This window comes from Nocardia sp. NPDC004573 (genome assembly GCF_053602135.1).
The window spans coordinates 24,063-50,946 of the sequence record NZ_JBSGDA010000037.1 but is presented as its reverse complement, the minus strand read 5'-3'; the positions used below and the strand labels follow the sequence as shown (position 1 = coordinate 50,946).

General features: G+C 68.3%; 24 protein-coding genes. 1 reads left to right on the top strand and 23 read right to left on the bottom strand.

Going from position 1 to position 26,884, the window contains the following annotated elements:
• Positions 1-463 precede the first annotated feature (463 nt).
• From murA to argS, 23 genes are all read right to left on the bottom strand, one after another.
• Entirely contained in the window at positions 464-1,723 is a 1,260-nt protein-coding gene (gene murA, locus ACWEKR_RS33795) for a UDP-N-acetylglucosamine 1-carboxyvinyltransferase (protein ID WP_452357957.1), read from the bottom strand.
• Positions 1,724-1,939: 216 nt separating this feature from the next.
• Complete coding sequence (locus ACWEKR_RS33790) at positions 1,940-2,521, bottom strand: cob(I)yrinic acid a,c-diamide adenosyltransferase (protein ID WP_452357956.1); 582 nt, start codon at positions 2,519-2,521, stop codon at positions 1,940-1,942.
• A gap of 51 nt (positions 2,522-2,572) precedes the next feature.
• On the bottom strand, positions 2,573-2,995 hold the full coding sequence (locus ACWEKR_RS33785; RefSeq protein WP_195088340.1) for a DUF2550 domain-containing protein: 423 nt from the start codon (positions 2,993-2,995) through the stop codon (positions 2,573-2,575).
• 248 nt (positions 2,996-3,243) lie between these two features.
• Entirely contained in the window at positions 3,244-3,621 is a 378-nt protein-coding gene (locus ACWEKR_RS33780; protein WP_159839198.1) for a F0F1 ATP synthase subunit epsilon, read from the bottom strand.
• Positions 3,622-3,627: 6 nt separating this feature from the next.
• Positions 3,628-5,076, bottom strand: coding sequence for a F0F1 ATP synthase subunit beta (gene atpD / locus ACWEKR_RS33775; RefSeq protein ID WP_195088338.1), 1,449 nt, complete (start codon positions 5,074-5,076; stop codon positions 3,628-3,630).
• Positions 5,077-5,152: 76 nt separating this feature from the next.
• Positions 5,153-6,124, bottom strand: coding sequence for a F0F1 ATP synthase subunit gamma (locus ACWEKR_RS33770; protein WP_063022903.1), 972 nt, complete (start codon positions 6,122-6,124; stop codon positions 5,153-5,155).
• Positions 6,125-6,256: 132 nt separating this feature from the next.
• Entirely contained in the window at positions 6,257-7,894 is a 1,638-nt protein-coding gene (gene atpA, locus ACWEKR_RS33765) for a F0F1 ATP synthase subunit alpha (protein WP_452357955.1), read from the bottom strand.
• A gap of 53 nt (positions 7,895-7,947) precedes the next feature.
• Complete coding sequence (locus tag ACWEKR_RS33760; protein ID WP_452357954.1) at positions 7,948-8,757, bottom strand: F0F1 ATP synthase subunit delta; 810 nt, start codon at positions 8,755-8,757, stop codon at positions 7,948-7,950.
• 19 nt (positions 8,758-8,776) lie between these two features.
• Positions 8,777-9,337: a F0F1 ATP synthase subunit B gene (locus ACWEKR_RS33755; protein ID WP_452357953.1), complete on the bottom strand. Its 561-nt coding sequence runs from the start codon at positions 9,335-9,337 to the stop codon at positions 8,777-8,779.
• 5 nt (positions 9,338-9,342) lie between these two features.
• Positions 9,343-9,591, bottom strand: coding sequence for an ATP synthase F0 subunit C (locus ACWEKR_RS33750; RefSeq protein ID WP_039796339.1), 249 nt, complete (start codon positions 9,589-9,591; stop codon positions 9,343-9,345).
• Between the two features lie 78 nt (positions 9,592-9,669).
• Positions 9,670-10,518 (bottom strand): F0F1 ATP synthase subunit A, encoded by an 849-nt coding sequence (gene atpB, locus ACWEKR_RS33745; protein WP_452357952.1) that lies wholly within the window; start codon positions 10,516-10,518, stop codon positions 9,670-9,672.
• 268 nt (positions 10,519-10,786) lie between these two features.
• Complete coding sequence (locus tag ACWEKR_RS33740) at positions 10,787-11,242, bottom strand: hypothetical protein (RefSeq protein ID WP_452357951.1); 456 nt, start codon at positions 11,240-11,242, stop codon at positions 10,787-10,789.
• An 11-nt stretch (positions 11,243-11,253) separates the two neighbouring features.
• Positions 11,254-12,411, bottom strand: coding sequence for a glycosyltransferase family 4 protein (locus tag ACWEKR_RS33735; protein ID WP_063022915.1), 1,158 nt, complete (start codon positions 12,409-12,411; stop codon positions 11,254-11,256).
• Positions 12,408-13,076 carry an L-threonylcarbamoyladenylate synthase gene (locus ACWEKR_RS33730; protein WP_195088329.1) on the bottom strand — a complete coding sequence of 223 codons (669 nt, stop codon included), beginning with the start codon at positions 13,074-13,076 and terminating at the stop codon, positions 12,408-12,410. Before ACWEKR_RS33730 ends, ACWEKR_RS33735 begins: the two co-directional genes overlap by 4 nt.
• A gap of 299 nt (positions 13,077-13,375) precedes the next feature.
• On the bottom strand, positions 13,376-14,254 hold the full coding sequence (gene prmC, locus ACWEKR_RS33725) for a peptide chain release factor N(5)-glutamine methyltransferase (RefSeq protein ID WP_452357950.1): 879 nt from the start codon (positions 14,252-14,254) through the stop codon (positions 13,376-13,378).
• A gap of 25 nt (positions 14,255-14,279) precedes the next feature.
• Positions 14,280-15,350, bottom strand: coding sequence for a peptide chain release factor 1 (prfA, locus tag ACWEKR_RS33720; protein ID WP_452357949.1), 1,071 nt, complete (start codon positions 15,348-15,350; stop codon positions 14,280-14,282).
• 81 nt (positions 15,351-15,431) lie between these two features.
• Positions 15,432-15,662 (bottom strand): 50S ribosomal protein L31, encoded by a 231-nt coding sequence (rpmE, locus tag ACWEKR_RS33715; RefSeq protein WP_039796334.1) that lies wholly within the window; start codon positions 15,660-15,662, stop codon positions 15,432-15,434.
• 748 nt (positions 15,663-16,410) lie between these two features.
• Positions 16,411-18,465, bottom strand: coding sequence for a transcription termination factor Rho (gene rho / locus ACWEKR_RS33710; RefSeq protein ID WP_452357948.1), 2,055 nt, complete (start codon positions 18,463-18,465; stop codon positions 16,411-16,413).
• A 328-nt stretch (positions 18,466-18,793) separates the two neighbouring features.
• Positions 18,794-19,747 (bottom strand): homoserine kinase, encoded by a 954-nt coding sequence (gene thrB, locus ACWEKR_RS33705; protein ID WP_452357947.1) that lies wholly within the window; start codon positions 19,745-19,747, stop codon positions 18,794-18,796.
• 25 nt (positions 19,748-19,772) lie between these two features.
• Positions 19,773-20,894: a threonine synthase gene (gene thrC, locus ACWEKR_RS33700; protein WP_452357959.1), complete on the bottom strand. Its 1,122-nt coding sequence runs from the start codon at positions 20,892-20,894 to the stop codon at positions 19,773-19,775.
• 23 nt (positions 20,895-20,917) lie between these two features.
• The gene (locus ACWEKR_RS33695) at positions 20,918-22,273 is read right to left on the bottom strand and encodes a homoserine dehydrogenase (RefSeq protein WP_452357946.1); all 1,356 of its coding nucleotides are present in this window, start codon (positions 22,271-22,273) and stop codon (positions 20,918-20,920) included.
• Complete coding sequence (gene lysA, locus ACWEKR_RS33690; RefSeq protein WP_452357945.1) at positions 22,270-23,691, bottom strand: diaminopimelate decarboxylase; 1,422 nt, start codon at positions 23,689-23,691, stop codon at positions 22,270-22,272. The genes ACWEKR_RS33695 and lysA overlap by 4 nt, the downstream gene beginning before the upstream one ends.
• 129 nt (positions 23,692-23,820) lie before the next feature.
• A complete protein-coding gene (gene argS / locus ACWEKR_RS33685) occupies positions 23,821-25,479 on the bottom strand; it encodes an arginine--tRNA ligase (RefSeq protein WP_452357944.1) in 1,659 nt (552 codons plus the stop codon).
• Between the two features lie 93 nt (positions 25,480-25,572).
• On the opposite strand from argS, the gene ACWEKR_RS33680 reads away from it, so the two are divergent.
• Complete coding sequence (locus tag ACWEKR_RS33680) at positions 25,573-26,493, top strand: DUF3105 domain-containing protein (protein WP_452357943.1); 921 nt, start codon at positions 25,573-25,575, stop codon at positions 26,491-26,493.
• Positions 26,494-26,884 lie beyond the last annotated feature (391 nt).

Genomic DNA, 26,884 nt, shown 5'->3' with positions numbered 1-26,884 from the left:
CAGAGTCCGAAAACCCAGCAAAACAATCGCCAGCCGGAAAATAGCTGACAAAAAATGCCCGACCCTCCACACGGGGAGCGGAAGAGCCGGAACCATAAAATATTTGGCACTGACATTCATCGACACACTATTGAGTTCTCAAAGAACACACGCACACACCATCGCCCGGTTTGAGCCGATTGATCGGTGAGGCAACTTTTCCAGCTTAGCTCAGCCGTGAACCCAGTTGCAAACCAGGGTCTCGTTCGAGCTAGTGTGATCGCCAGGCGCTCCTCGTCCTACCTCGTTTCCCTGGCCTCTCACTCAGCGTTTCCACTGAGCTCCTGGGGCCCCGGGTCGGTGTCCGTGTCGCTCTGACTTGGAATAAGTTACGTGTCTGCGTGCATCATGTCAAATCGCCTGGTCAGCGTGCGTTTCGCGAACACGTTTGTTACGTGCCGCCGCGGCAAGAACGCGGCGGCACTCAATCCGCTGCGCCGACGCGCGTGACATCGCCACCCAGCGCCTGCAGCTGCTCGACGAAATTCGGGTACCCGCGGTCGATATGGAAGACGTCGTGCACTTCGGTGGTGCCGTCGGCGACCAGGCCCGCGAGAACCAGGCCCGCGCCGGCCCGGATGTCCGACGACCACACCGGAGCGCTCGACAACCGCGGAATACCGCGCACCACCGCGTGGTGCCCGTCGGTGCGTGCGTCGGCGCCGAGCCGGATCATCTCTTCCACGAATCGGAAGCGCGCCTCGAAGATGTTCTCGGTGATCATCGAGGTGCCGTCCGCGATGGATGCGAGCCCGATGGCCATCGGCTGCAGGTCGGTCGGGAAACCGGGGAACGGCAGGGTCGAGAAGTTCACCGCGCGCGGGCGCTCGGCCTGGACCACCCGGAAGCCGTCCTGCTCGAACGAGATGCGCGCGCCTGCCGACCGCAACTTGTCCAGCACCAGCGACAGATGCTTGGGGTTCACGCCGGTGACGCGGATGTCCCCGAGGGTCATCGCCGCGGCGATGCCCCATGTCGCGGCGACGATGCGATCGCCGATCACGCGGTGGGTGGTCGGCGCGAGGCGCTCGACCCCCTGGATGGTGAGCACCGAGGTGCCCGCGCCACTGATCCGCGCGCCCATCCGGACGAGCATGTTGCACAGGTCGACGATGTCGGGTTCGCGGGCGGCGTTGTCGATCACCGTCTCGCCCTCGGCGAGCACCGCAGCCATGAGGATGTTCTCGGTCGCGCCGACCGAGGGGAAGTCGAGGCGGATCCGGGCGCCTTGCAGCTCATCGGCCCTGGCCACCACGCAACCGTGCTCGATCTCGCTGGTCGCACCGAGCAGGCGCAGTCCGGCTTGGTGCATGTCGAGCGGGCGGGAACCGATGGCGTCTCCGCCGGGCAGCGCGACGACGGCGCGCTTGCACCGCGCCATCAGCGGACCCAGCACACACACCGACGCGCGGAACTGCGTCACCGCGGGGAAGTCCGCGTGGTACTTCGGTTCGGCCGGGGTGGTGATGCTGACCACCCCGCCGTCGATGGCCACGTCACAGCCGAGGCCACGCAACACATCGCCCATCAGCGGCACGTCGAGGATGTCCGGGCAGTTCGTGATCGTGGTGGTGCCCTCGGCGAGCAGCGCAGCGGCCATCAGTTTGAGGACGCTGTTCTTGGCGCCCCCCACCGTGACCTCACCGACGAGTCGATTTCCGCCGGTAACCAAAAACCGTTCCATGCCGCCTCTCCGCGTATTCGGCGCACTGTTGGTGCAAGGATAGTTGGGGCGGCGCACTACGGTGCCGCCTCTCCACGACTCCCCTCGCCGCCGGACGTATTCGCCGTTGGAGCGAGTGCCGCGAGATGGGCGTTCCGCGGTGAACGAGGGTGACCTCGCCACCCTGACGGCCATACCCCGTGATCGCTCCGGTACTCGCCCGGGACTGCCGGGCGTTCAGGCGTTCGGCCGTTCCCCGCCGGGTTTCCACAGGATATCGCCGCCGGGATTGGCCACCCGGCCCAGGATGAACAGCAAGTCGGAGAGGCGATTGAGGTACTTGGCCGGCAAGACTTCGGTGTCGTCCGGATGCGCTTCGATCGCCGCCCATGCCGAACGCTCCGCACGGCGAGCGACCGTACGGGCGGTGTGCAACAATGCCGCCAGCGGCGTACCGCCGGGGAGGATGAACGAGTCGAGCGCGGGCAGGCCTGCGTTGAACTCGTCGCACCATGCCTCGAGCCGATCGATGTAAGGCTGGGTCACTCGCAGGGGCGGATACTTGGGCTCCGCCACCACGGGTGTCGAGAGGTCGGCCCCGGCGTCGAACAGATCGTTCTGTATCTGCCGCAGCACGGCGAGCATTGTTTCGTCCGGCCCGCCGAGCGCGATCGCGACACCGATGGCGGCATTCGTCTCGTCGCAGTCGGCGTAGGCGACCAAGCGTGGGTCGGTCTTCGCGACCCGGGAGAAGTCGCTCAATCCCGTGGTCCCGTCATCGCCGGTCCGGGTGTAGATCCGGGTCAAATGCACGCTCACAGCACAACCCTAGCGGGCGTGGCCGGACCCGGCCGTCGGCCCAGGTGCGTGCTAGAGACCCGGCATCCGTCGGGTGCGGTCGGACGGGCGGGATTCCACCCAGGAGAGGAAGGCGGTCAGGGAGTCGCGGTCCAGCGCCAATTCGAAGTCGCCCGCGCGGTCCGACACCGCGATCACGGCGATGTCGTCGGTCATGATGTCGTACTCGTCGCCGCGCGGGCCACGGCGATCACCGATCTCGATGCCCTGACGCCGAATGGTGGAGTCCGGGCCGAGTTTCAGGCTGGTGAGTTTGAAGAAGACGAGACGATCCTCGTCGTAACGCATCAATCCGTGCCGCCATCCCTGGCCACCGCGAGCGGGGAGGACACGCAGGAGCGCGGCAGTTCCGCCGCGTCGCAGCATGATCAGGCGATAAGTCGAGGCGAGCGCGAGGAACACGAGCGTGAGCACCAGAATGATCAGCAGAACCATCCCGGTTCGCAATGCCGTACGTCCCTTCGCTCCGCCGCCGTGTCGTGCACACGGCAATCGATCGGCGATGTGGACGGGCTTTCCGGCTTGCGCCGTCGAGCCCGATGCTCACATCGCGTGCGGCCATTCAATCACGGCGCCGAGTTTACAAATGGCCCGGCCGTGTCCGACTCGCCTGAAAGACGCTGTCGGCGGTGAAGAAAACGCTTCACCGCCGACAGCAGTTGTTCTCGATGAGAGGTTGTGTGTTACGCGTTCGCGGTCTGCTCGACCGCGCGCACCCGAGCCTGAGCGGCCCGCTGCTGCTCCTCGCTGGCGTCGGAGTCGGCCAGCACCCGGCGGGCCTCCTCGACGTCCACCTCGTCGGCGAATTCCGCCGACTCGGCCAGCACCCGAACCGAGTTCGCGGTGACCGAGAAGAAGCCGCCGTGCACCGCGGCGACGACGCGCTGACCGTCGGTATCCACGATCGTCACGGTGCCGCCCTCGACCAGCTGGCCCAGCAACGGCTCATGGCCGGCCATGATGCCGATCTGGCCTTCGGTGGTCTGCGCGCTGACGAACGTTGCCTGGCCGGACCAGAGCAGTCGTTCGACCGCGACGAGATCGACTGACATTTCCGCCATCGGTGACTACTTCCCGAGGATCTTCTTGGCGGCCTTCTCGACGTCGTCGAGACCACCGCAACTGTTGAAGGCCTGCTCGGGGTAGCTGTCGAACTCGCCCTTGCAGACACGGTCGAAGTCGTCGATGGTCTGCTCCAGCGGCACGACCGAACCCGGCTGACCGGTGAACTTCTCGGCCACGATGAAGTTCTGGCCGAGGAACTTCTCCAGACGGCGAGCGCGGCCGACGAGGACCTTGTCCTCTTCCGACAGCTCGTCCATACCGAGGATGGCGATGATGTCCTGCAGTTCCTTGTACTTCTGCAGGATCCGCTTGACCTCGTTGGCCACCCGGAAGTGCCGGTCGCCGACGATCGAGGCCTCCAGGATGCGGGAGGTCGAGGTCAGCGGGTCGACGGCCGGGTAGATGCCCTTCTGCGAGATCGGGCGGGAGAGCTCGGTCGTCGCGTCGAGGTGGGCGAAGGTGGTCGCCGGAGCCGGGTCGGTGTAGTCGTCGGCGGGCACGTAGATGGCCTGCAGCGACGTGATGGACCGACCACGGGTCGAGGTGATGCGCTCCTGCAGCTCACCCATCTCGTCGGCCAGCGTGGGCTGGTAACCGACGGCGGAGGGCATGCGGCCGAGCAGGGTCGACACCTCGGAACCGGCCTGGGTGAACCGGAAGATGTTGTCGATGAACAGCAGCACGTCCTGGTGCTGCACGTCGCGGAAGTACTCGGCCATGGTCAGCGCCGAGAGGGCGACGCGCATACGGGTGCCCGGCGGCTCGTCCATCTGGCCGAAGACGAGGGCGGTGTCCGGGAGGACGCCCATCTCCTCCATCTCCAGGCGCAGGTCGGTGCCCTCACGGGTGCGCTCGCCGACGCCGGCGAACACGGAGGTACCGGAGAACTCCCGCGCGATACGGGTGATCATCTCCTGGATCAGAACGGTCTTGCCGACACCGGCGCCACCGAACAGACCGATCTTTCCACCCTTCACGTACGGGGTGAGCAGGTCGATGACCTTGATGCCCGTCTCCAGGATCTCGGTCTTGCCCTCGAGCTGGTCGAACGACGGCGGCTTGCGGTGGATGCCCCACTGCTCGCCGTCCCGGCCCAGGCCGGGGGTGTCCAGGCAGTCGCCGAGCGCGTTGAAGACGTGCCCCTTGACGACGTCACCGACCGGCACCGAGATCGGCTTGCCGGTGTCGGTGACGGTGGCGCCGCGGACCAGGCCGTCGGTCGGCTGCATCGAGATGGTGCGCACGATGTTGTCGCCGAGGTGCTGGGCGACCTCGAGGGTCAGGGTCTTGGCCACCGAGGTCAGGGTGATCTCGGCGTGCAGAGCATTGAACAGCTCGGGGATGGCTCCGCGCGGGAACTCGACGTCCACGACGGGGCCGATGACCCGGACGACGCGGCCTGCGGCGCCGCCGGTCCGGCTCGTGTTGTCTTGAGTGACAGCTGCGGTCATTGGTGTTGGTTCTCTCCGTGTCGATGTGCGGCCTTCGAGGGGCCCTTCGTGCCCGTCGCTCAGGCCGCGTGGCGCTTTAGTCGCGGTCCGAGCTCGACGCCAGCGCGTTCACGCCGCCGACGATTTCGCTGATTTCCTGCGTGATCTGGGCCTGGCGCACCGAGTTGGCCTCGCGCTGGAGCACGCTCGCGAGCTCGTTGGCGTTGTCGGTGGCGGCCTTCATTGCGGTGCGCCGAGCCGCTGACTCGGATGCCGCTGCCTCGAGCAACGACGCGTAGATGCGCGTGTTGACGTACTTCGGCAGCAGCGCCGCCAGCAGCACATCGGCGTCGGGCTCGAATTCGTACTGCGCGTGGACGTCCGCGGTCGGTGAATCCGACACGATGTCCTCACCCAGGTCGAAGTTCTCGTCGACGTAGCTCACCTGGATCGGCGCCAAACGGCGCACCTCCGGGGTCTGCGTCAGCATCGAGACGAAGCGGGTGTACACGACGTGCAGCTCATCGACACCGGCGATGTCACCCGTCCCGTTCGGCGCGGGGACCGCTCCGTCGGAGCCGGCCATGAAGGCGTCGACCAGGTGGTGGCAGGCGGACGAAGCATCGGTGTACTTCGGCTGCTGCGAGAACCCGGTCCAGGCCGACACATACGAGCGGTTGCGGAACGCGTAGTACGTCAGGCCCTTGTTGCCCATGACGTAGAGCACCGGCTCCTTGCCCTCGTCACGCAGGGTGGTCATCAGCTCCTCGGCGCGCTTGAGCACGTTGGAGTTGTAGCCACCGCACATGCCGCTGTCACTGGTGATCACCAGCACGGCCGCCCGGCGCGGGTTGGGGCGCTCGGTCAGCAGCGGGTGCGACAGGTTCTTCGACGCGCTCGCCAGCTCGCTGAGGACCTTGGTGATCTCCTCCGCGTACGGCTTCGCGGCCGCGACCCTGGCCTGGGCCTTGGAGATACGCGAGGTCGCGATCAGCTCTTGGGCCTTGGTGATCTTCTTGATCGAATTCACACCACGAATGCGGGAGCGCAATTCACGCAAGCTTGCCATCAGCGGTTCACACTCCCTTCATTCGCTGCGTGGAATGGGCGGCATCCGCGGGGCACGAGGAGGTCGCGCACGCGTCCTCCTTCGTGCCCGTCGCGCATACCGCGGATCGAATAGCGCATTTGCCGGCTCGCGTTACTTCTCGACGTGCTTGCGGGTCACCGACAGCGACTCGACCTCTTCGTGGTCGAGCTGGCCCGCCTCGGCCTCGTTCACCACGGGGGTGCCGTCGGAGGTGAGGAAGGTCCCGAGGAACTTCTTGGTGGCCGCCTCGACCTGCTCGGCCGCCTCGCCGTCGAGCACCTTGCCGCCCTCGATCGCCTTGAACGCGTCGGCGGCGCTGCGGTGCAGCTCCTCGAGCAGTTCGGTGTTGAAGCGGCGGATGTCGGCGACCGGAATCGAGTCGTAGTAGCCGCGGTCGACCAGGTAGATCGAGATGATCTGGTCTTCGACCGGCACCGGCGAGTACTGATCCTGCTTGAGCAGCTCGACCCAGCGGGCGCCGCGCTCGAGCTGGGCCAGGGAGGCCGCGTCGAGGTCGGAGGCGAACGCGGAGAACGCCTCCAGCTCGCGGTACTGCGCCAGCTCCAGGCGCAGCGAACCGGCCACCTTCTTCATGCCCTTGGTCTGGGCGGCGCCACCGACGCGGGAGACCGAGGTACCGACGTTGATCGCCGGGCGGACGCCCTTGTTGAACAGGTCGGACTCGAGGAAGACCTGGCCGTCGGTGATGGAGATGACGTTGGTGGGGATGAACGCCGAGATGTCGTTGGCCTTGGTCTCGATGATCGGCAGACCGGTCATCGAGCCGGCGCCGAGCTCGTCGGACAGCTTCGCGCAACGCTCCAGCAGCCGGGAGTGCAGGTAGAAGACGTCACCGGGGTAGGCCTCGCGGCCCGGCGGGCGACGCAGCAGCAGCGAGATGGCGCGGTAGGCCTCGGCCTGCTTGGTCAGGTCGTCGAACACGATGAGCACGTGCTTGCCCTGGTACATCCAGTGCTGGCCGATGGCCGAACCGGTGTAGGGGGCCAGCCACTTGAAGCCCGCGGAGTCGGAGGCCGGGGCGGCGACGATGGTGGTGTACTCCAGCGCGCCGTGCTGCTCCAGCGCGGCCTTCACGCCCGCGATGGTGGAGCCCTTCTGGCCGATGGCGACGTAGATGCAGCGCACCTGCTTGGTCGGGTCGCCGGTCTCCCAGTTGGCCTTCTGGTTCAGGATCGCGTCGATGCAGACCGCGGTCTTGCCGGTCTTGCGGTCGCCGATGATCAGCTGACGCTGGCCGCGGCCGATGGCGGTCAGCGCGTCGATCGCGGTGATACCGGTGGCCAGCGGCTCCTCGACCGGCTGGCGCTCCAGCACGGTCGCGGCCTGCAGCTCGAGCACGCGCTGTTCTTCGGACTCGATCTCGCCGAGGCCGTCGATCGGCTGACCCAGCGGGTTCACCACGCGGCCGAGGAACTTGTCGCCGACCGGAACCGAGAGCACGTCACCGGTCCGGCGGACCTCCTGGCCCTCCTCGATCTCGGCGAACTCGCCGAGGATGACCGCACCGATCTCACGGTCCTCGAGGTTCAGCGCGACGCCGAGCACGCCGCCCGGGAACTCGAGCAGCTCGTTGGCCATCGCCGAGGGCAGGCCGCTGACGTGCGCGATGCCGTCACTGGTGTCGGTGACCACACCGACTTCTTCGATGGAGGTCTCGGGGGTGTAGCTCTTGGTGTAGCTCTCGATCGCGCTACGGATCTCGTCGGAGGAGATCGTCAGCTCCGCCATGTTCTTCCTGCTCTCGCTGTCTGGGTCTGAATGTCGGGGGTGGTGGAAGCGCGCTAGGTGAGGGCCCGGCGCATCTTCTCCAGTCGGCCTAGGGCGCTGCCGTCGATCACGTCGTCACCGACGCGCACCACGACTCCGCTCAGCAAACTCGGGTCGACCTGGATGTGCACCGTGGTCGCCTTGCCGTAGATGCGCCGCAGCGAGGCGGCCAGCCGGTCGCGCTGCTGCTCGGTGAGCCCGATCGCGGCGCGCACGTGCGCGACGATCTGATCGCGGCGCGCCGCCGCGAGGTCGGACAGCTCGTCGAAGGCGGCGCTGATGCCCGACCGCTGCCTGGTCACCACTTGCTCCGCGAGGGTCAAGGTGATGGGCTCGGTCTTGCCTGCGAGCAACCGTCGGATCAGTTCGCGCTTGGCCGAAGCCTGCTGCGAACGATCCGACAGCGCCTGCTCCAAGTCGGGGTTGTCGCCGATGATCCGGCCGAGCCGGAACAGCTCGTCCTCGACCGCCTCGATCCGGCCACGCTGGGCCGCCGACTCCAGTAACGCCTCTTGACCGAGCAGCACCAGGGTGTCCACCAGATCGGAAGTGCGCGACCAGTTCTCGGCCACCGCGGTGGTCAGCACTGCCAGCGTGGCAGCGCTGACCTTGCCGCCGAAGACCCGCTCGCAGAGTTCCGCACGCGCGGAACCCGGCACCGACACGTCCGCGAGCGCCACACGCAGCGAACGCTGGTCGTCCAGCACGGCGACAACGGCGAACAGTTCCGAGCCCGTCGTGGCCGCAGCACTGTCGCTTCCGGTCAGAGCGGCCCGAAGCGCCTCCCGAGACCGGGCACTGGCCTCGCGGCTCGCTGCGTACATGCTTCTCACTTTCGCGTCGTTACCTTCCGACCCCGATGCCTGCGTCGGTCTGGTCGAGCTCGTCGAGGAACCGGTCGATCGAGGCCGCCTGCTTGGCCTCGTCGGACACCGACTGCCCGATGATCTTCTCGGCCAGGTCGACGGCCGTGCGGCCGACTTCGTGGCGCAGCTCGGTCAGGATCTGCTGGCGCTGGGCTTCCAGCTGGGTGTGGCCCGCCGCGATGATGCGGTCGGCCTCGGCCTGGGCCTCCGAGCGCATCTGGGCGAGGATCTCCTGGCCCTGGGTGCGCGCGTCCTCACGGATACGCGCCGCCTCGAGCCGGGCGTCGGCCAGTTGCTGCTGGTACTGCTGCAGGGTGAGCTGAGCTTCTTCCTGCGCGGCTTCCGCGCGAGCGATGCCGCCTTCGATCTTCTCGGAGCGCTCGTCGAGCGTCTTCATCAGGCGCGGGATCACGTACTTGTAGAACAAGAACCCGATGATGACGACGCAGACGATCGACCAGACGATGTCGTACGTTTCGGGGAGGAGAGGGTTCACTTCCTCTCCCTCCGCCGCCGCGAGCAAAACTGACTCGTACATCGGAATCAGAAAATGAAGCCGGCGACGAGACCGATGAGGGCCAGCGCCTCGGTGAACGCGATACCGAGGAACATGTTGGTGCGGATGGTGCCCTGCAGCTCAGGCTGACGCGCGATGCCCTCGATGGCCTTACCGACGACGATGCCGACGCCGATACCGGGGCCGATCGCGGCGAGACCGTAGCCGACGGCGCCCAGGCCCTTGAAGGTGCTCTCGTTCGTGGCGGCTTCCTGGGCCAGGTAAGCGAGGCTCATGAGTCTTCCATTCCCTTTCTGTTGCTCACCCGCCGGTCGGCGTGGTGTAGCAGGTTTCCGGTATTTGTGTCGGTCAGGTCAGTGATCGGCCGCGTGCTGTGCGAGTCCGATGTATACGGCGGTCAGCAGCGCAAACACGTAGGCCTGCAGGAAGATGACCAACAGCTCGAAGAGCGTGAACCCGAGTCCCGCGAGCAGCGAGAACGGCGAGAACACCTTCATCCACGCGGCGGCGTCGAACAGGAAGAACCAAGTCGCGCTGAAGAACAGCACCAGCATGATGTGGCCGGCCAGCATGTTCGCCATGAGTCGGACGGTCAGCGTGAAGGGGCGCAGGATGAAGGTGGAGACGAACTCGATCGGAATCAGCAGCACGTGCAGTGCGGCGGGAACGTTCGGAACGACGATGCTGCTGCGCATGTAGTTGAGGAATCCGTACTTCCGGATACCGACGTAGTTGAACGTCACGTACGCGATGAGGGCCAGCACCAGCGGCATGCCGATTCGGGCGTTCGAGGAGATGTTCAACCCCGGGACGACACCCGAGAAGTTCAGAAAGAGGACCGTGAAGAAGATCGTCGCGATCAGCGGGAAGAACTTCCGTCCGGATTCCTTGCCGAGGACTTCCTCACAGATCTGCTCCTTGACGAAGACCAGGCCGACTTCGGCGACATTCTGCAGGCCGCGCGGAACGATCCGGGGCGAGCGGAATGCCAGCACCATCACGACGACGAGAACGGCCGTCATCAGAATGCGGATCAGCATCAATCGATCGAGTTCGAACGGCGTTCCCTCGAACAGCACAGCTGGAGGGAAGAAGTCGGTAAGCGACGGCGCATGGAACTCGGCCGCCAGAGTGGTGACGCTCAGCGTTCTCTCCCGTGTTCGGGCCGCGGGTACGGTCATTCCCGCGGTTCGATCGGACATTGACGATCAATTTGGGTCGACTCAGGTCGGCTCGAAGTTCGTCAGCAGCTGTGCGGTGGTTCGCATCCACCCGGCGTCTGTACGTGTGTCGGCGACATTCGTCGACATGCAGAACCGGAACACCCCTCGGAGCCCGGCACGGCAGTAAGCATAGCGGCCCATGCAGGGGATCTCGGCGGTGACCCCTCACTGATCCCCGACTTGGTCGCTTGCTTACCAATACTTTACCAAGTCATCTACGACAGCGTGTAGGGGGTGGGGGTTTTCGTTACTCCCGAGTACCGGACGCGGGCTCCGAGTCCGTCGTCGTCACGTACGGAACCTTCTGGCGGACAACGCCGTACGTCTCCGCGCCGAGCACGATGATCAAGGCCCCGACCACGGTCAGGAACAACACGACCCGGTCGTAGAAGTCGAATCGCTGCAAGACCGCGACGACGATCAGCGCCACCAGGAGCTTGAGCACCCAGCTGACCAGCATGACCAGACCGGCGGTGCTCGGCGGCAGTTTCGCGCCGAACAGCACGACGGCGGCGGTGGTCAGGATGAAGCCGCCGCCGATCGCGGCGCCCAGCACCGCGCCCCACACGCCGGCGAAACCCGACACGGCGGCGCCGAGCGCGACGGCCAGAACCACCAGCACGCCCAGGCCGATCAGTCCGTAGCGCAGCGCGGCGCGCAGCGGCGCGTCGGGGCCGGGAACGGGTCGGGGTGTGAAGCTCACAGCCGCCGACTTTACCCGGACGCCGATCCGTCGCCCGCCGGGTCCCCACGACGCAGCCCCGGAATGGCGGTGATCACCAACGCGAAAACCAGCCCGCCCGCCATCAGCAAGACGACCAGCCTGCGATCCATCAGCGACGTGCCGACCGCGCCGAAGGCGAGCACACCGACCCACAAATAGATCAGCAACACCACGCGGCGATGCGAATGACCGATCTGCAGCAGACGGTGATGCAAGTGCATCTTGTCCGGCGTCGAGAAACTCACACCCGCGCGAACCCTGCGCACAATGGCGAGCAACAGGTCGAGCACCGGAATGAACATCACCGCGCCGACCAGCAACAACGGGGAAAGCAGACCGACGATGTCGCGCGGGCCGTAACCCTGGAGCGGAATTCGCCCCGACGCGCCGGTCGAGACCGCGGCGAGCATCAATCCGATCAGCATCGAGCCCGAGTCGCCCATGAATATGCGCGCGGGCTGGAAATTGTGCGGCAGGAATCCGAGGCATCCACCGGCGAGCGCGGCGGCCAGCAACGCAGGCGGATAGGTGTCCACCGAGCCGCCTTGCTCGTTCATCAGGCCCAGGCAGAACACGAACACGGCCAGCGCGGCGATCAAGCCGAGTCCCGCCGCGAGGCCGTCGAGGCCGTCGACGAAATTCATGGCGTTGACCAAGGTGACGGTGACGGCGACCGTGACAAGTCCGCCCTGCAATCCGTCCAGCACGACCGTGGTGTTGCTGAACGGGTTGTAGATGACGTACCAGCCCAATCCCATGACGGCCATCACCCCGGCCGCCGTCACCTGGCCGGCGAACTTCGTCAGCGCGTCGAGGCCCCAGCGATCGTCCACGATCCCGACCAGCACGATGACCGTCGCGGCCACCAGCACGGCGATCGGGATGTTGGGTTTGTAGTCGAAGCCGCTGCGCAGCGCGGGCAGTTGATGGGCGAACAGCACCGCGGCGACCACGCCGATGTACATGCCGACACCGCCCATCCGCGGAATCGGTTTGACGTGCACGTCCCGGTCACGCGGCACGGCGACCGCGCCGAAGCCGATCGCCAGCACCCGCACCCCGCCGGTGGCCAGGAAGGTCACCACCGCCGAGATGAGCAGCACGACGAGTAGCTCGCGGAGCGGGACGACAGCGCTCGAACCCATCATCCGAGCTGCGCGGCGCCGGTGAGCGCTTCCGGCGACATGCCGAGCACTTCGGCGATGTCGGCGACGGGCACCGCGCCCACGCGCAGGACGCGCGGCTGGTCGGCGGTCAGGTCGACGATGGTGGAGGCCACCGCGTGCTCGGCCGGGCCGCCGTCGAGGTACACGCTCACCAGCTCACCGAGCTGATCGCGGGCCTCGGGCGCGGTCTTCGCCGGTGGCTGCCCGGACACGTTGGCGCTGGACACCGCCAGCGGACCCACCTCACGCAACAATTCGAGGGCGACCGGGTGCAGCGGCATCCGCAGCATCACCGTCCCGCGGGTGTCACCGAGATCCCAGGCGAGCGAAGGCGCTTGCTGGACAACGAGACTCAGACCGCCGGGCCAGAACGCCTGGATCAGCTCGCGCGCCTGCGGGCGCACCGAGAACACCAGGCCGTCGATGGTGTGCCAGGAACCGACGAGCACCGGCACCGGCATGTCCCGGCCGCGGCGCTTGGCCGCGAGCAGCGCACTCACCGCGGTCGAATCGAACGCGTCGGCGCCCAGCCCGTACAGGGTGTCGGTGGGCAGCACGACCAGCCGTCCGGATTTCAGGGCGCTGGTGGCTGCGGACAGTCCGGCGGCGCGCGAGTCGGGATCCGCGCAGTCGTAGACGGTACTCACGGCAACCATCCTGGCATGCTCCCCCGCCTCTCCGCGTATTCAGGCCGTACTAGTGGGGTGAAACGAGAGTCGCGTTCAGGTCTTGCGCCGGGTGCCGAGCGAGTTCTGGGCGTGCCCGGCGAGTTACCCATGTGCTTGCGAAATCAGTCGTCACGTGGGCTGCGACGGCTGTCGCCGCGCATCGGGAGCATCGGCGGTGCGGTCGTCCTAGGACGCGGTCATCAGAGGAACGGAGTGGTCGGCAGCACCGGTGCCGGGAAGACCGGTGCACTGCGGCGAGACTGCGGCGAGGACCCCGGTCAGGTGCGGGTGGCGGCGACGAAGCGGGGTTTGCCTGCCAGGTCGGGGTGTTCGACGACGTCGGTGAAGGCGCCGGTGGCGGTGAGGAGGGCGGCTACGCCGGAGCCGTTGGTGTCGTCGTGCTCGATGGCGGTGGCGCCGCCGGGGCGCAGCAATCTGGTGATGTTCGGGATCATCTCGCGGATGACGGACAGGCCGTCGGGGCCGCCGAACAGGGCGACGGGCGGGTCGTGCTCGGCCACCTCGGGGTCGAGGCGTGCCCCCTCCGGGATGTAGGGCGGGTTGGACACCACCAGGTCCACCCGGCCGTTCAGGTCGGTGAGCAGGGTGGGATCGGTGGCGTCGTCGGCGTAGAGCGTGATGGGGGTGTCGCCGGCGGCGATGCGGTCGTCGGCGTTGCGCCGCGCCCAGACCAGGGCGGCGGCATCGAGTTCGACGGCGTGCACCTCCGCGTCGGGGCGCGCATGGGCGAGGGCGAGGGCGAGCGCGCCCGACCCGGTGCACAGATCGACGACGATCGGCGCGTGATCGTGCGGCAGCGCCTCCAACTGTGCCAGCGCCCACGCGTACAGCAACTCGGTCTCCGGCCGCGGCACGAAGACGCCGGGGCCGACCGCGAGGTCGAGCGCGCCCATCACGGCCGTTCCGGTCAAGTGCTGCAACGGTATCCGCCGCGCCCGGCGGTCGACCAGCGCGCGGAACTCGTCCAGCTCGTCCGGCGATACCAGCGGGCTCAGCGCCAGCCTGGTCCGCTCCACGCCGAGGACGTGCGCAGCCAAGTGCTCGGCGTCGGCGCGGGGACTGTGCACCCCGGCGGTCCGTAACGTCTCGATGGCGTCGTTGAGAACGGGGCGCAGCGCGACTCGGGTCGTAGACATGACAGCGACTCTGCCCGAAAGGTACCTACTCCGCGGCCATCCGCGCTTCGCGATCCGCCTTCCCGAGCGCGTCGAGCAGCGCGTCGAGGTCCCCGTCGAGCACGGCGTCGAGGTTGTGCGCCTTGAAACCGATCCGGTGGTCGGTGATGCGGTTCTCGGGGAAGTTGTAGGTGCGAATCCGCTCGGAGCGGTCCACCGTGCGGATCTGGCTGGCGCGGCCCGCCGCCGCCTCCTGATCGGCCTGTTCTTCCGCCAGCGCCTGCAAGCGGGCCGCGAGCACCTGCATGGCGCGGGCCTTGTTCTGCAGCTGGGAGCGCTCGTTCTGGCAGGTCACCACGATGCCGGAGGGCAGATGGGTGATGCGCACCGCGGAGTCGGTGGTGTTGACGCCCTGCCCGCCCTTGCCGGAGGAGCGATAGACGTCGATGCGCAGATCCGACTCGTCGATCTGCACCTCTGCGATCTCGTCGGGCTCCGGGTAGATCAGCACGCCGGCCGCCGACGTGTGGATGCGGCCCTGCGATTCGGTCACCGGGACGCGCTGCACCCGGTGCACACCGCCCTCGAACTTGAAGCGCGACCAGACACCGTCGCGCGCCGCGTCGCGGCTCTTGATCGACAGCGTCGCCTCTTTGTAGCCGCCGAGGTCCGACAGGGCGGCGTCGAGGATCTCGACCTTCCAGCCGCGGCGCTCGGCGTACCGCACGTACATGCGGGCCAGGTCGGCGGCGAACAGCGCGGACTCCTCGCCGCCCTCTCCGGACTTCACTTCCAGCACGACGTCGTCGCCGTCGTGCGGGTCGCGGGGGGCCAGCAGGTCGGCAAGGGCCTGTTCCAGCTCCTCGACCTGGCTTTGCAACTCCGGGATCTCCGCGGCGAACGCGGCGTCGTCGGCGGCGAGCTCCTCGGCGGCCGACAGGTCGTCGCGCGCCGTCTCGAGCTTGCGGTAGGTGGCCATGACCGGGGCCAGCTCGGCGAATCGCTTGCCGACCCGGCGCGCGGCGCCCGCATCGTTGTGCAGCGACGGATCGGCCAGCTGCGTCTCCAGGCCCGCGTACTCGGCCAGAATGTCGTCGATGGCGGACGGTTGCGTCACGGTGCTTCCTTCTCCTGGTCCCTGTCCATACAAAACACCGACGCCCGGCCTGCGCAGCAGGACCGGGCGTCGGCGAGGAAGCTACTTGGCGTCGGCCTTCTTGCCGGCACGCTTGCCGTAGCGGGCCTCGAAGCGGGCCACGCGGCCACCGGTGTCGAGGATCTTCTGCTTGCCGGTGTAGAACGGGTGGCACTGCGAGCAGACCTCGACGGTGATGTGTCCCGACTCCTTGGTGCTGCGAGTCTGGAAGGTGTTGCCGCAACCACAGACGACCGTGGTGTCGACATACGTCGGGTGAATTCCTGCCTTCATGGATGTCCTCTCGATTGTGGTCGCCGGGTCGCCTGCGCGAACGCGCGAAGCGTGAACCGGAACCGACTAGGCGGGAGCTCTGCTCACCTGAGCAGACGCAACGACCGTTCAGTATGCCAGAAATGCCGTTACGCTCCCAAAACACCCCCGGCGCGCGGTTTGTTCCCGCCCCGCGTACTCCCCTGCCGGTCGCGCCCCTGGAAGTCCGGGCACGCGAATCCGCGCCGCCTCCGGGACGCTGAAGTCGGGTAGTCCGCTACTCAGGAATGCGAACAAATTCGTTCATAGAGTTGCGTACCTGGTGCACATCGGCGTGCCGAGACAGGAAGGAGACCCCGTGAACATCCGGATCGCGTCCGCGATTCTCGTCCTGCTGACTATCGCGGTCACCGTCGGTTTGTCCGCCCTCCCCGAAGACGCGCACTATCCGGCGCCGGCGAACGCCGTGTACATCCAGACTTCCGAACCCGACGACGCCCCCGATCCCGAACCGTGTGCGCTGATCCTCGGGGTCCTGATCTGCGGCGCTGCCACGATCGGACTCGCCTTCTTCACCCCACGAACGCCGAGAGGGTCCCGCACCAGCGGGACCCTCTCGGCCGTTGTCCTGGCGACAACTGATTTCGCGAGCACATGGGGAACTCGTCGGGCGCGCCCAGAACCCAGCGAGGCGCTGACCGCCGGCCCTGAGCGCTGCTCTCGCGGCTCCAAGCCTGTACGGCCGGAATATCCGGAGAGGCGGACAACCCTATTCGTCGAGCGCGCCCGGCGCGGTCTTGCTCACCTGCATCAAGAACTCCAGGTTGTTCTTGGACTTCTTCAGACGGTCGATCAGCAGATCGATCGCCTGGTGCGAGTCCAGGCCGGACAGTACGCGGCGCAGTTTGTGCAGTACCGCCGCCTCGTCGGGGCTGAGCAGTAGCTCGTCCTTGCGGGTACCGGACGGGTTGACGTCCACCGCGGGGAACACCCGGCGCTCGGCGATCTTGCGGTCCAGCTTGAGCTCGGCGTTGCCGGTGCCCTTGAACTCCTCGAAGATCACCGTGTCACCGGTCGAACCCGTCTCGACCATCGCGGTGGCGATGATCGTCAGCGAGCCGCCGTTCTCGATGTTGCGCGCCGCGCCGAGGAACCGCTTGGGCGGGTACAGCGCGGTGGAATCCACACCACCGGAGAGGATTCGGCCCGAAGCGGGCGAGGAGTTGTTGTACGCGCGCCCGAGGCGAGTGATCGAGTCGAGCAACACGACGACGTCCTTGCCCATCTCCACCAGGCGCTTGGCGCGCTCGATGGCGAGTTCGGCGACGGAGGTGTGGTCCGACGGCGGCCGGTCGAAGGTCGAGGCGATGACCTCGCCCTTCACCGAGCGCTGCATGTCGGTGACCTCTTCCGGACGCTCGTCGACCAGCACCACCATGAGGTAGCACTCGGGGTTGTTGGTCGCGATCGCGTTCGCGATGTCCTGCAGGATCGTGGTCTTACCGGCCTTCGGCGGCGACACGATCAGGGCGCGCTGGCCCTTGCCGATCGGCATGATCAGGTCGATCACGCGGGTGGTCAGCTTGTTCGGCTGGGTCTCCAGGCGCAGGCGCTGGTTCGGGTACAGCGGAGTGAGCTTGCCGAACTCGGGACGCCGCTTGGCCGCCTCGACGTCGCCGCCGTTGACCGTGTCCAGCCGCACCAGCGGATCGAACTTCTGGCGCTGGTTGGACTGTTCGCCGTCGCGCGGAGCGCGCACCGCGCCGGTGATCGCGTCACCGCGGCGCAGGCCGTTCTTGCGGACCAGGTTCATCGACACGTAGACGTCGTTCGGCCCGGCCAGGTAGCCCGACGTGCGGACGAAGGCGTAGTTGTCCAGCACGTCGAGGATGCCCGCGACCGGCTGGAGCACATCGTCCTCGCGGATCTCCAGTTCGCGGGACTCGCCGCCGCCGCCGCTCTCGCGGTCACGCCCGCGACGACGCTCCCGGAAGCGGCGTCCACGCCGTCCGCGACCGCCCTCTTCGTCGTCGCCGCCGCGGCCGCCCGCGCTGCCGTTCTGGTTCTGGCCCTGGCCACGCTCGCCCTGGCCACGCTCACTCTGCCGGTCGCCCCCACGCTCGCCCTGGCCACGCTCGCCCTGGCCACGCTCGCCCTGGCGGTCGCCTCCACGCTCGCGGCGGCGCTCGCCGCCCTGTTCGGCGTCCTGCTTCGACTCGTCGGCACGGGTCTCGGCGGACGCGGTCTCGGTGGCGGATCGCGCCTGGTCACGGCCGCGCCGCTGCCGACCGCGGCCACGCTGGCCGCTCTCCCGGCCGGACTCCTCGGTGGTCTCGGTGGCCTGCGCCGACGCCGACTCGGGCGCGGCATCGGCGGGGGCCGTCTTCGCCGGGGCGGGAGCCTCGCCGGGCGCGGCCGAAGCCGCGGGCGTCACGTCGAGGGTCGCCTGCTCGGCCTTGGCCGGCGCCGGCTCCGCCGCAGCGGCGGTCTTGGCGGGGGTGTCGGCCTTCGCGGGGGCATCGGCCTTGGCGGTTACCGCGGACTTGGCCTCGCTCTTGCCGGGCTTCTCCACCTTCGCCGCCTTTCCGGCGGCCTGATTCTCCTTGATGGCGGCGATCAGATCGCCCTTGCGCATTCCGGAGGTGCCTCGGATACCGAGCTCCCCCGCAAGCGCGCGCAATTGCGGCAACAACATTCCAGTCAGCCCCGATCGTGCGACGTCGGTGTGTTCGCTCATCTTCGAAATCTGTCCGGATTCACTTTCGCGCTCGCCCGTCGGGTTCGATTCCACGCCGGGTGTCGCGAGCAGGTCCGTATCTGTCACGGAAATCCTTTCCTTCCCTCGATCGCCGTGTGCTGTTTCGAGGGTTCGTCCCGCAGCCCGGGCATTCTGCCGGACTGGGATGCGTCCGTCCGGGCGCTGTGTGCCGTATCACCTGCCCCGCCGGACCGGCGGCTTCTCCACCCATGGTGAAAGGTGGGGAGAGATCATTCCAGTTGCGCAGCTACGCAGCACCCCCATGGCCTGGAGGCTCGAGCCTGGAGCCTGCTGGAGCGATTGCCCTGATGAAGCACCGGCGTCTGATGCGCACGATGTACGGACTTGCCCAGAATAGCTGTCCATTGCGAATCTCGGCAAGACAGACTCGCCGTCAGTCGACCAGGACGCCCTCGGCGATTCCCGGCTCCACCACGCGCAGGCCGTCGGCCGCCGCCAGTTCACGGAGTTCTGCCGGGAATTCGCTGGTACCGAGGGCCAGGACGGTCGGTCCCGCCCCGGAGACGGTGGCCGCGATGCCCGCCGTGCGCAGACGGGTGATCCACGCGGTGGTCAACGGTAGCGCGGGGGCACGCTGGGCCTGGTGCAGGCGGTCCGCGGTAGCGGGCAGCAACAGGTCGGGGCGCTGGGTCAGCGCCACGACGGCCAGCGCGGCGCGACTGACGTTGAACGCGGCGTCGCCGTGCGGCACCACGTCGGGCAGCAGGCCGCGGGTGTGCGCGGTGGACGAGCGCTCCTCGGGGATCAGCACCACCGGGCGCAGCGCGGGATGCGCGTCGAGCCGCACCGCGCGGTACACGCGGCCGTGATACTCCGTGGCCGGAGCCTCGTCGGCGGGGCGATCGCTCTCGGTCCACGACACCACGATCCCGCCCAGCACACTGGCCGCCGCGTTGTCCGGATGACCCTCGAATTCGGCCGCCAGCTGGACCATTCGGTCCGCCGAAGTGGCCAGCGCCGGATCCAGCTTCGCGGCGAGGGCACAGCCCGCCGCCAGTCCGCCGACCGCCGCGGAGGCCGAGGAGCCGAGCCCACGCGAATGCGGAATCACGTTGCGGCACACCACTTCCAGGCCGTCGGCCCACACCCCGGCCGACTCCAGGCCGCGCTCGATCGCGCGGACCACGAGATGCGAAGGGCCCCAAGGGACGTCGTCGGCGCCCTCACCCTCGACCCGGATGGTGAGACCGGAATCGGTGGTGCGCACCTCGATCTCGTCGTAGATCCCCAACGCCATGCCGAGCGAGTCGAATCCGGGACCGAGGTTCGCGGTGGACGCGGGTACCCGCACGGTCACGGTCAGACCGGCGGGCAGCGTCGCGCTCATGAGCCGGCCGTCGCGCGAACTCAAGTCAGGCCAGTTCTAGTTCGGCGGCGACCGCGACCGGGTCGACGGAGATCGGCTGCACCTGCGGCATGCCCGACAGCGCGGTATCGGGATCCTTCAGACCGTTGCCGGTCACCGTGCACACCACGGTGAGCCCGGAATCCAGCCAGCCGTCCTTGCGGGCGGCGAGCAGACCGGCCACGCTGGCCGCCGACGCGGGCTCCACGAATACGCCCTCGGTCGCGGCGACCAGGCGGTACGCGTCGAGGATCTCCTCGTCGGTGGCGGCGCGGAACGCGCCACCGGACTGTTGTTCGGCCTCGACGGCGCCGTTCCAGGAGGCGGGCGCGCCGATCCGGATCGCCGTGGCGATGGTCTCCGGATCCTTCACCGGGGCGCCGTTGACCAGCGGGGCGGCGCCCGCGGCCTGCACGCCGAGCATGCGCGGCAGCGCGCCGGTGACGCCGTCGGCGTAGTACTCGCGGTAGCCACGCCAGTACGCGGTGATGTTGCCCGCGTTGCCGACGGGAAGGGCGTGCACGTCGGGCGCCTTGCCGAGCACGTCGCAGATCTCGAAGGCGGCGGTCTTCTGACCCTCGATACGCGCCGGGTTCACCGAGTTGACCAGCCCGATGCTGGGGAAATCGGCGGTGACCTTGCGGGCGAGCTCGAGGCAGTCGTCGAAGTTACCCTGCACCTGGATGATCTTCGCACCGAGCATGACGGCCTGGGCCAACTTGCCCATCGCGATCTTGCCCTGCGGAATCAGCACGGCACAGCTCATGCCCGCGCGGGTGGCGTACGCCGCCGCGGAGGCCGAGGTGTTGCCGGTGGACGCGCACAGCACCGCTTGCTGGCCGCGGTACTTGGCGTCGGTCATCGCCATCGTCATGCCGCGGTCCTTGAACGAGCCGGTCGGGTTCAGGCCCTCGACCTTCAGGTACACCTCGCAACCGGTGATCTCGGACAGGTGCGCCGCGGGCACCAGCGGCGTACCGCCCTCGTACAGCGTGACCGGCTCCCAGTCGGCCGCGCCCGCGAGCCGGTCGCGGTAGGCCGCGATCAGGCCCGGCCAGCGGGAGTGCACTCCCGCCTGGGGCGCGACACCCGACGTATGGCCCTCCGGCTCCCGGCCGCCGCCCCTCATGGAGTCGCTGCGCGACGCTGTGGTCATTCTTCGGTGCCTTCCAATCTCAGAACGCTGGTCACAGATGTGACGGATGCCATTTCCGCCAGGGCGGCCACGGTGTCCGCGAGCGCCGACTCCACGGCGTGGTGGGTCACCACGACCAGGCGCGCACCCGAGCCGTGCCCTTCTTGACGGACGGTCGAAATGCTCACCCCATGTGCGGCGAATTCGCCCGCCACCGCGGCCAGGACTCCAGGACGGTCCTCGACCTGCAGGTTCACGTGATAGCGGGTGGGCGTATCGCCGATCGGCGCGATCGGTAGCTCAGCATAAACCGATTCGCCCGGAGCGCGACCCCCGTAGAACTTGTTCCGGGCCGCCATCACCAGATCGCCGAGGACGGCCGACGCGGTCGGCGCGCCCCCCGCGCCCTGCCCGTAGAACATCAGCCGTCCGGCGTTCTCCGCCTCGACGACCACCGCGTTGAACGCCCCGTTCACCGCGGCCAACGGATGCTTACGGGGAATCAGCGCCGGGTAGACGCGCACCGAGACGCGCTCCTTGCCGCCGTCCTCGGGGCCCGGCTCGCCGGGACCCGCGTCCACGCGCTCACAGATGGCCAGCAGTTTGACCGTGCAGTCGAGCGCCGAAGCGGTTTCCAGGTCCTCGGCGGAGATGCGCGCGATGCCCTCGCGGTACACGTCGGCGGCGGTGACCCGGGTGTGGAACGCCAGCGAGGCGAGGATGGCGGCCTTGGCCGCGGCGTCGTAACCCTCCACGTCGGCGGTCGGATCGGCTTCGGCGTAGCCCAGCCGGGTGGCTTCGGCCAGCGTCTGCGAGTAGTCGGCGCCGGTCTCGTCCATCGCGGAAAGGATGAAGTTGGTGGTGCCGTTGACGATGCCGACGACCCGGTTCACCCGATCGCCCGCCAGCGACTGGATCAGCGGGCGCACCACGGGGATCGCGCCCGCGACGGCGGCCTCGAAGTACAGGTCGGCGCGGCTGCGCTCGGCGGCGGCGGCGAGTTCGCCGGTGTAGTCGGCCAGCAGCGCCTTGTTCGCGGTCACCACGGATTTGCCCGCGTTCAGCGCGGCCAGGATCAAGCGGCGCGGCGGATCGATGCCGCCGATCACCTCGACCACCAGGTCCACGTCGTCCCGGGCGACCAGGGCGTCGGCGTCGGTGGTCAGCAGGTCCGCGGGGATGCCGCGGTCGGTGTCGAGGCTGCGCACGGCCACCCCGCGTAGCACCACCGGTGCGCCGACGCGGGAACGCAGGTCCTCGGCGTGCTCGCGCAGGATGCGGACCACCTCGGTGCCGACATTGCCCATGCCGAGGACCGCGACCCCGATCGGGCGATCGGTCCCCCACACGCCGTTCTTCGCGCTGGCCGTCACGCTTCCACCTCCAAGCTGAGCAGGTCCGCCACCGTTTCCCGGCGCAGGATCAGGCGCGGCTGTCCGTCCCGCACCGCGACGACCGCGGGGCGGGTCAACTGGTTGTACCGGCTGGACATCGAGTAGCAGTACGCGCCGGTGGCGGCGACGGCGACCAAGTCGCCGGGGCCGACGTCGGCGGGCATCCAGGTGTCCCGGATGACGATGTCGCCGCTCTCGCAATGCTTTCCGACGACGCGCGCGACCACCGGGCCGGCCTGCGACGACCGCGAGACCAGGCGGCAGTCGTAGTCGGCCTGGTACAGCGCGGGGCGGATGTTGTCGCTCATGCCGCCGTCGACGCTCACGTAGCGGCGGCGCAGACCGCCGTCGAGCGAGACGTCCTTGATGGTGCCCACCTCGTAGAGCGTCACCGTGCCGGGACCGGCGATGGCGCGGCCGGGCTCCACCGCGATCGTGGGCGTGGGCAGCCCCGCGCGGTCGGCTTCGGCCGCCACCAGTTCGCGCAGGTTCGCCGCGAACCGGTCCAGCGGCGGCGGATCGTCCGACGGCAGATAGGAAATACCCAGTCCGCCACCCAGGTCCAGCGTCGCGATCTGCGCGGTGCGCTCGATGCCGAACTTGTCGATCGCCTCGCGGAGCAGGCCGAGCATGCGCCGCGCGGCGATCTCGAAGCCGTCGATCTCGAAGATCTGCGAGCCGATGTGGCTGTGCAGGCCGACCAGGCGCAGGTTGTCGGCGTCGAAGACGCGCGCGAGCGCCTCCATCGCGTCGCCGCCCGCGATCGAGAAACCGAATTTCTGGTCCTCGTGCGCGGTCGAAATGTATTCGTGGGTATGGGCTTCCACGCCGACGGTGACCCGGACCAGGACGTCCTGGACCACGCCGGCGCGGTTCGCGACGGCTTCCAGGCGCTCGATCTCGATGAGCGAGTCGACCACCACGTGACCGACGCCCGCGGACACCGCGGCTTCCAGTTCCGCGACCGACTTGTTGTTGCCGTGCAACGCGATTCGCTCGGCCGGGAAGCCCGCGTGCAACGCGATGGCGAGCTCGCCGCCCGAGCACACGTCCAGCGAGAGGCCCTCATCCCGGATCCAGCGGGCGACCTCGCCGCACAGGAACGCCTTCGACGCGTAGTGCACGCGCGCGTTCGCCCCGAAAGCACGGACCATGTCGCGGCAGCGGGAGCGGAAGTCGTCCTCGTCGACGACGAACAGCGGGGTGCCGAATCGCTCGGCCAGCTCGTACACCGGCACGCCCGCGAAGTGGACCACGCCCGCGTCGTCGCGCGTGGCATTGCGCGGCCACACGTTCGCGGGCAGGTCGATCATCTGCTGCGGGTCACTCGGACGCTCCGGCAGATTCGGCGCGTGCGGAATCTCGGCGTGCCGGGGACCGGCGGGATGCACGCTCATGCCCCCACCTCGCCGGCGCTCGGCTCCGGCATGACCGCGCACGCGGCTGTACCGATGGCTCGCAGGCTCACGGCTCGCTCCTCGCTGCGCTCGCTCACTGTCGTTTCCTTCCCTCGGTCGACCGGCTGGTCACATGCGCTCCGGGGCGCTGACGCCGAGCAGGCCCAAGCCGTTGGCCAAGACCTGGCGCGTGGCGTTGACCAGAGCCAGCCGGGCGGCGTTCGTCGGGGAGACCGGATCGTCACCCAGCGGCAGGACGCGCAGGTTCTTGTTGGTCTGGAAACGGTGGTACGCGCCTGCCAGCTCCTCGAGGTAGCGGGCCACCCGGTGCGGTTCGCGCAAGCTCGCCGCGCTCGCCACCACGCGCGGGTATTCGCCGAGGGTGCGGATCAGCTCGCCTTCCTCCTCGGCCGACAGCAGCGCGAGATCCGCTGCGACGGAACCGTATTCGAACTCGGCGGCATTACGCGCGATGGACGCGGTCCGCGCGTGCGCGTACTGCACGTAGTAGACCGGGTTCTCGTTGCTCTGGCTGGTCCACAGGTTCAGATCGATGTCGATGCTCGAGTTCACCGACGAACGCACCAGCGAGTACCGCGCCGCGTCCACGCCGATCGCCTCGACCAGGTCGTCGAGCGTCACCACGGTGCCCGCGCGCTTGCTCATCTTCACCGCCACGCCGTCGCGCAGCAGGTTCACCATCTGCCCGATCAGCACTTCGACGGTCGCCGGGTCGTCGCCGAAGGCGGCCGCGGCGGCCTTCAGCCTGCCGATGTAACCGTGATGGTCGGCGCCGAGCATGTAGATGCACAGATCGAAGCCGCGGGCGCGCTTGTCCTGGAAATAGGCGATGTCCCCCGCGATGTAGGCGGCCTTGCCGTCGCTCTTGATGACCACCCGGTCCTGATCGTCACCGTATTCCGAGCTCGCGATCCACCAAGCGCCGTCCTTCTCGTACAGGTCGCCGGAGTTCTTCAGCCGCTCGACGGCCTGCTCCACCGCGCCCGAGGCGAACAGCGAGCTCTCGTTGAAGTAGACGTCGAAATCGGTGCCGAACTCGTGCAGCGACTCCTTGATGTGCGCGAACATCAGCTCGACGCCCTCGGCCCGGAACAACTCGAGGCGCTCGGGCTCCGGCTTGCTCAGCACATCCGGGTGCGCGGCCACGATCTTGTCGGCGATCTCGCCGATGTAGGCGCCCGCGTAGCCGTTCTCCGGGGTCGGCGCGCCGGTGGCGGCCGCGGCCAGCGAGGCGGCGAACCGATCGATCTGCGCGCCGTGGTCGTTGAAGTAGTACTCCCGCACCACATCCGCGCCCTGCGCGGCCAGGATGCGGCCCAGCGCGTCGCCGACCGAAGCCCACCGGGTACCGCCCAGGTGCACCGGGCCGGTCGGGTTGGCCGAGACGAACTCCAGATTGATCCGGGTGCCCTTCAGCGTCTCGGCGGTGCCGTACGCGGCGCCGGCGGCGAGCACCCGCTCGATGATCGCGCCCTGCGCGGAAGCCGCGAGGCGAATGTTCAGGAAGCCCGGCCCGGCGACCTCCGCGGCGGCGATGCCGTCGGCGGCGGCGAGCGCGTCGGCCAGCCAGGTGGCGAGGTCACGCGGTTTGGTCCCGGCGCGCTTGGCCACCTGCATCGCGACGTTCGTGGCATAGTCGCCGTGTTCGGGGTTCCTGGGACGCTCCACGGTGACCTCGTCAGGCAGGACCGCGGGGTCCAGTCCGCGTTCGACAAGCACCTTCGCCGCGGTCGAGCGAAGGAGATCTGCAAGGTCAGCTGGAGTCACGAGTCTCTATCCTATGGTCTTGGCGGGTGTACACCTCGGGGTGGGCACTGCGCAGCCAGCGGATCCATCAACGTCGAAAGAGCACACTGAGCGATGCCTAGCAGTCCCAGCGCCAAATCGGCCAAGGCCGCCAAGGCCGCGGCGAAGTTGTCCGCTCCCCGCAAGCGGGGCAGACAAGGACAGCTTCCGAAGAAGAACCGGCAGATCCCCTGGCCGGCCATCGGCGCGGCCGTAGTAATCATCGCATTGATCGGCGCCCTGGCTTACAACCTGGTCCCCAAGTACCGGGAAAAGGCCGATCTGGACAAGTACACCCCGAGCGCGCAGAAGAAGGACCCGTCCGACGGGATCCCGGGCGTGGTGAAGAAGGAATACCCCGCCGGTCTGCACATCGGCGCGAACCAGCGGGTGGCCTACGACCAGGCGCCGCCGTTCGGCGGCCCGCACGACCAGTCCTGGGCGACCTGCACCGGCGTGGTCTACAGCAAGCCGATCCGGGTGGAGAACGCGGTGCACTCCCTCGAGCACGGCGCGGTGTGGATCGCCTACAACCCGGACAAGGTGAACGCCGACGGCATCGCGACGCTGAAGGCGAAGGTCGAGGGCAAGCCGTACACGATGATGTCGCCCTACCCGGGCCTCGACTCCCCGGTGTCGCTGCAGTCCTGGGGTCATCAGTTGAAGCTGGACAGCGCGGACGACAAGCGCGTCGGCCAGTTCATCACCGCGCTGCGGCTGAACAACTACACCTACCCCGAGGTCGGCGCGGACTGCTCGACCATCGTCTTCGACACCGACAACCCGCCGCCGTTCGACCCGACGCCGCCCGGACCCGACGCGGTGCCGATGGACGGCAGGGGCCTACAGCCGGACCAGTCCGAACTCGGTGGCGCGCCCGGCGGGCTGCCCGGTGTGCCGGGCGTTCCCGGTCTGCCGGGGCTCCCCGGCATGCCCGGCGCTCCGGTGCCCGCGCCGCCCGCTCCTGCCCAGCCCGCACCTGGCGCGGGGCAGTAGTGTCCGGCGAGCGGGGAGAAGCGGGGCGCGAAGCATCCGCAGGTCCCAGCGATCGGGAAGTCACCGGATCCGACGATCGTGCGGCGTCCGACGAGTCCCGCACTCTGAACGAAGGCGGCGGTCGCCAAGCCGGCGGGACCGGTAAGCGCGCAGCCACCGAGCCCGACGATCGCGCGGCAGCCACCGAGTCCCCGCGTGAAGTCACCGGAGTCGGCGGTCATGCCGCGTCCGCCGAGTCCCCCGCCCCTGAGATCACCGGGGCCGACGGTCGCGACGCGTCTTCCGAGTCCGGCGGTCGAGCAGTAGCCCTCGGATCCGGGGCTCGTGCCGTGACCGAGTCCGGCAATCGCGAAGCTTCCGGGTCCGATGATGGCGCACCCCCGACCGGATC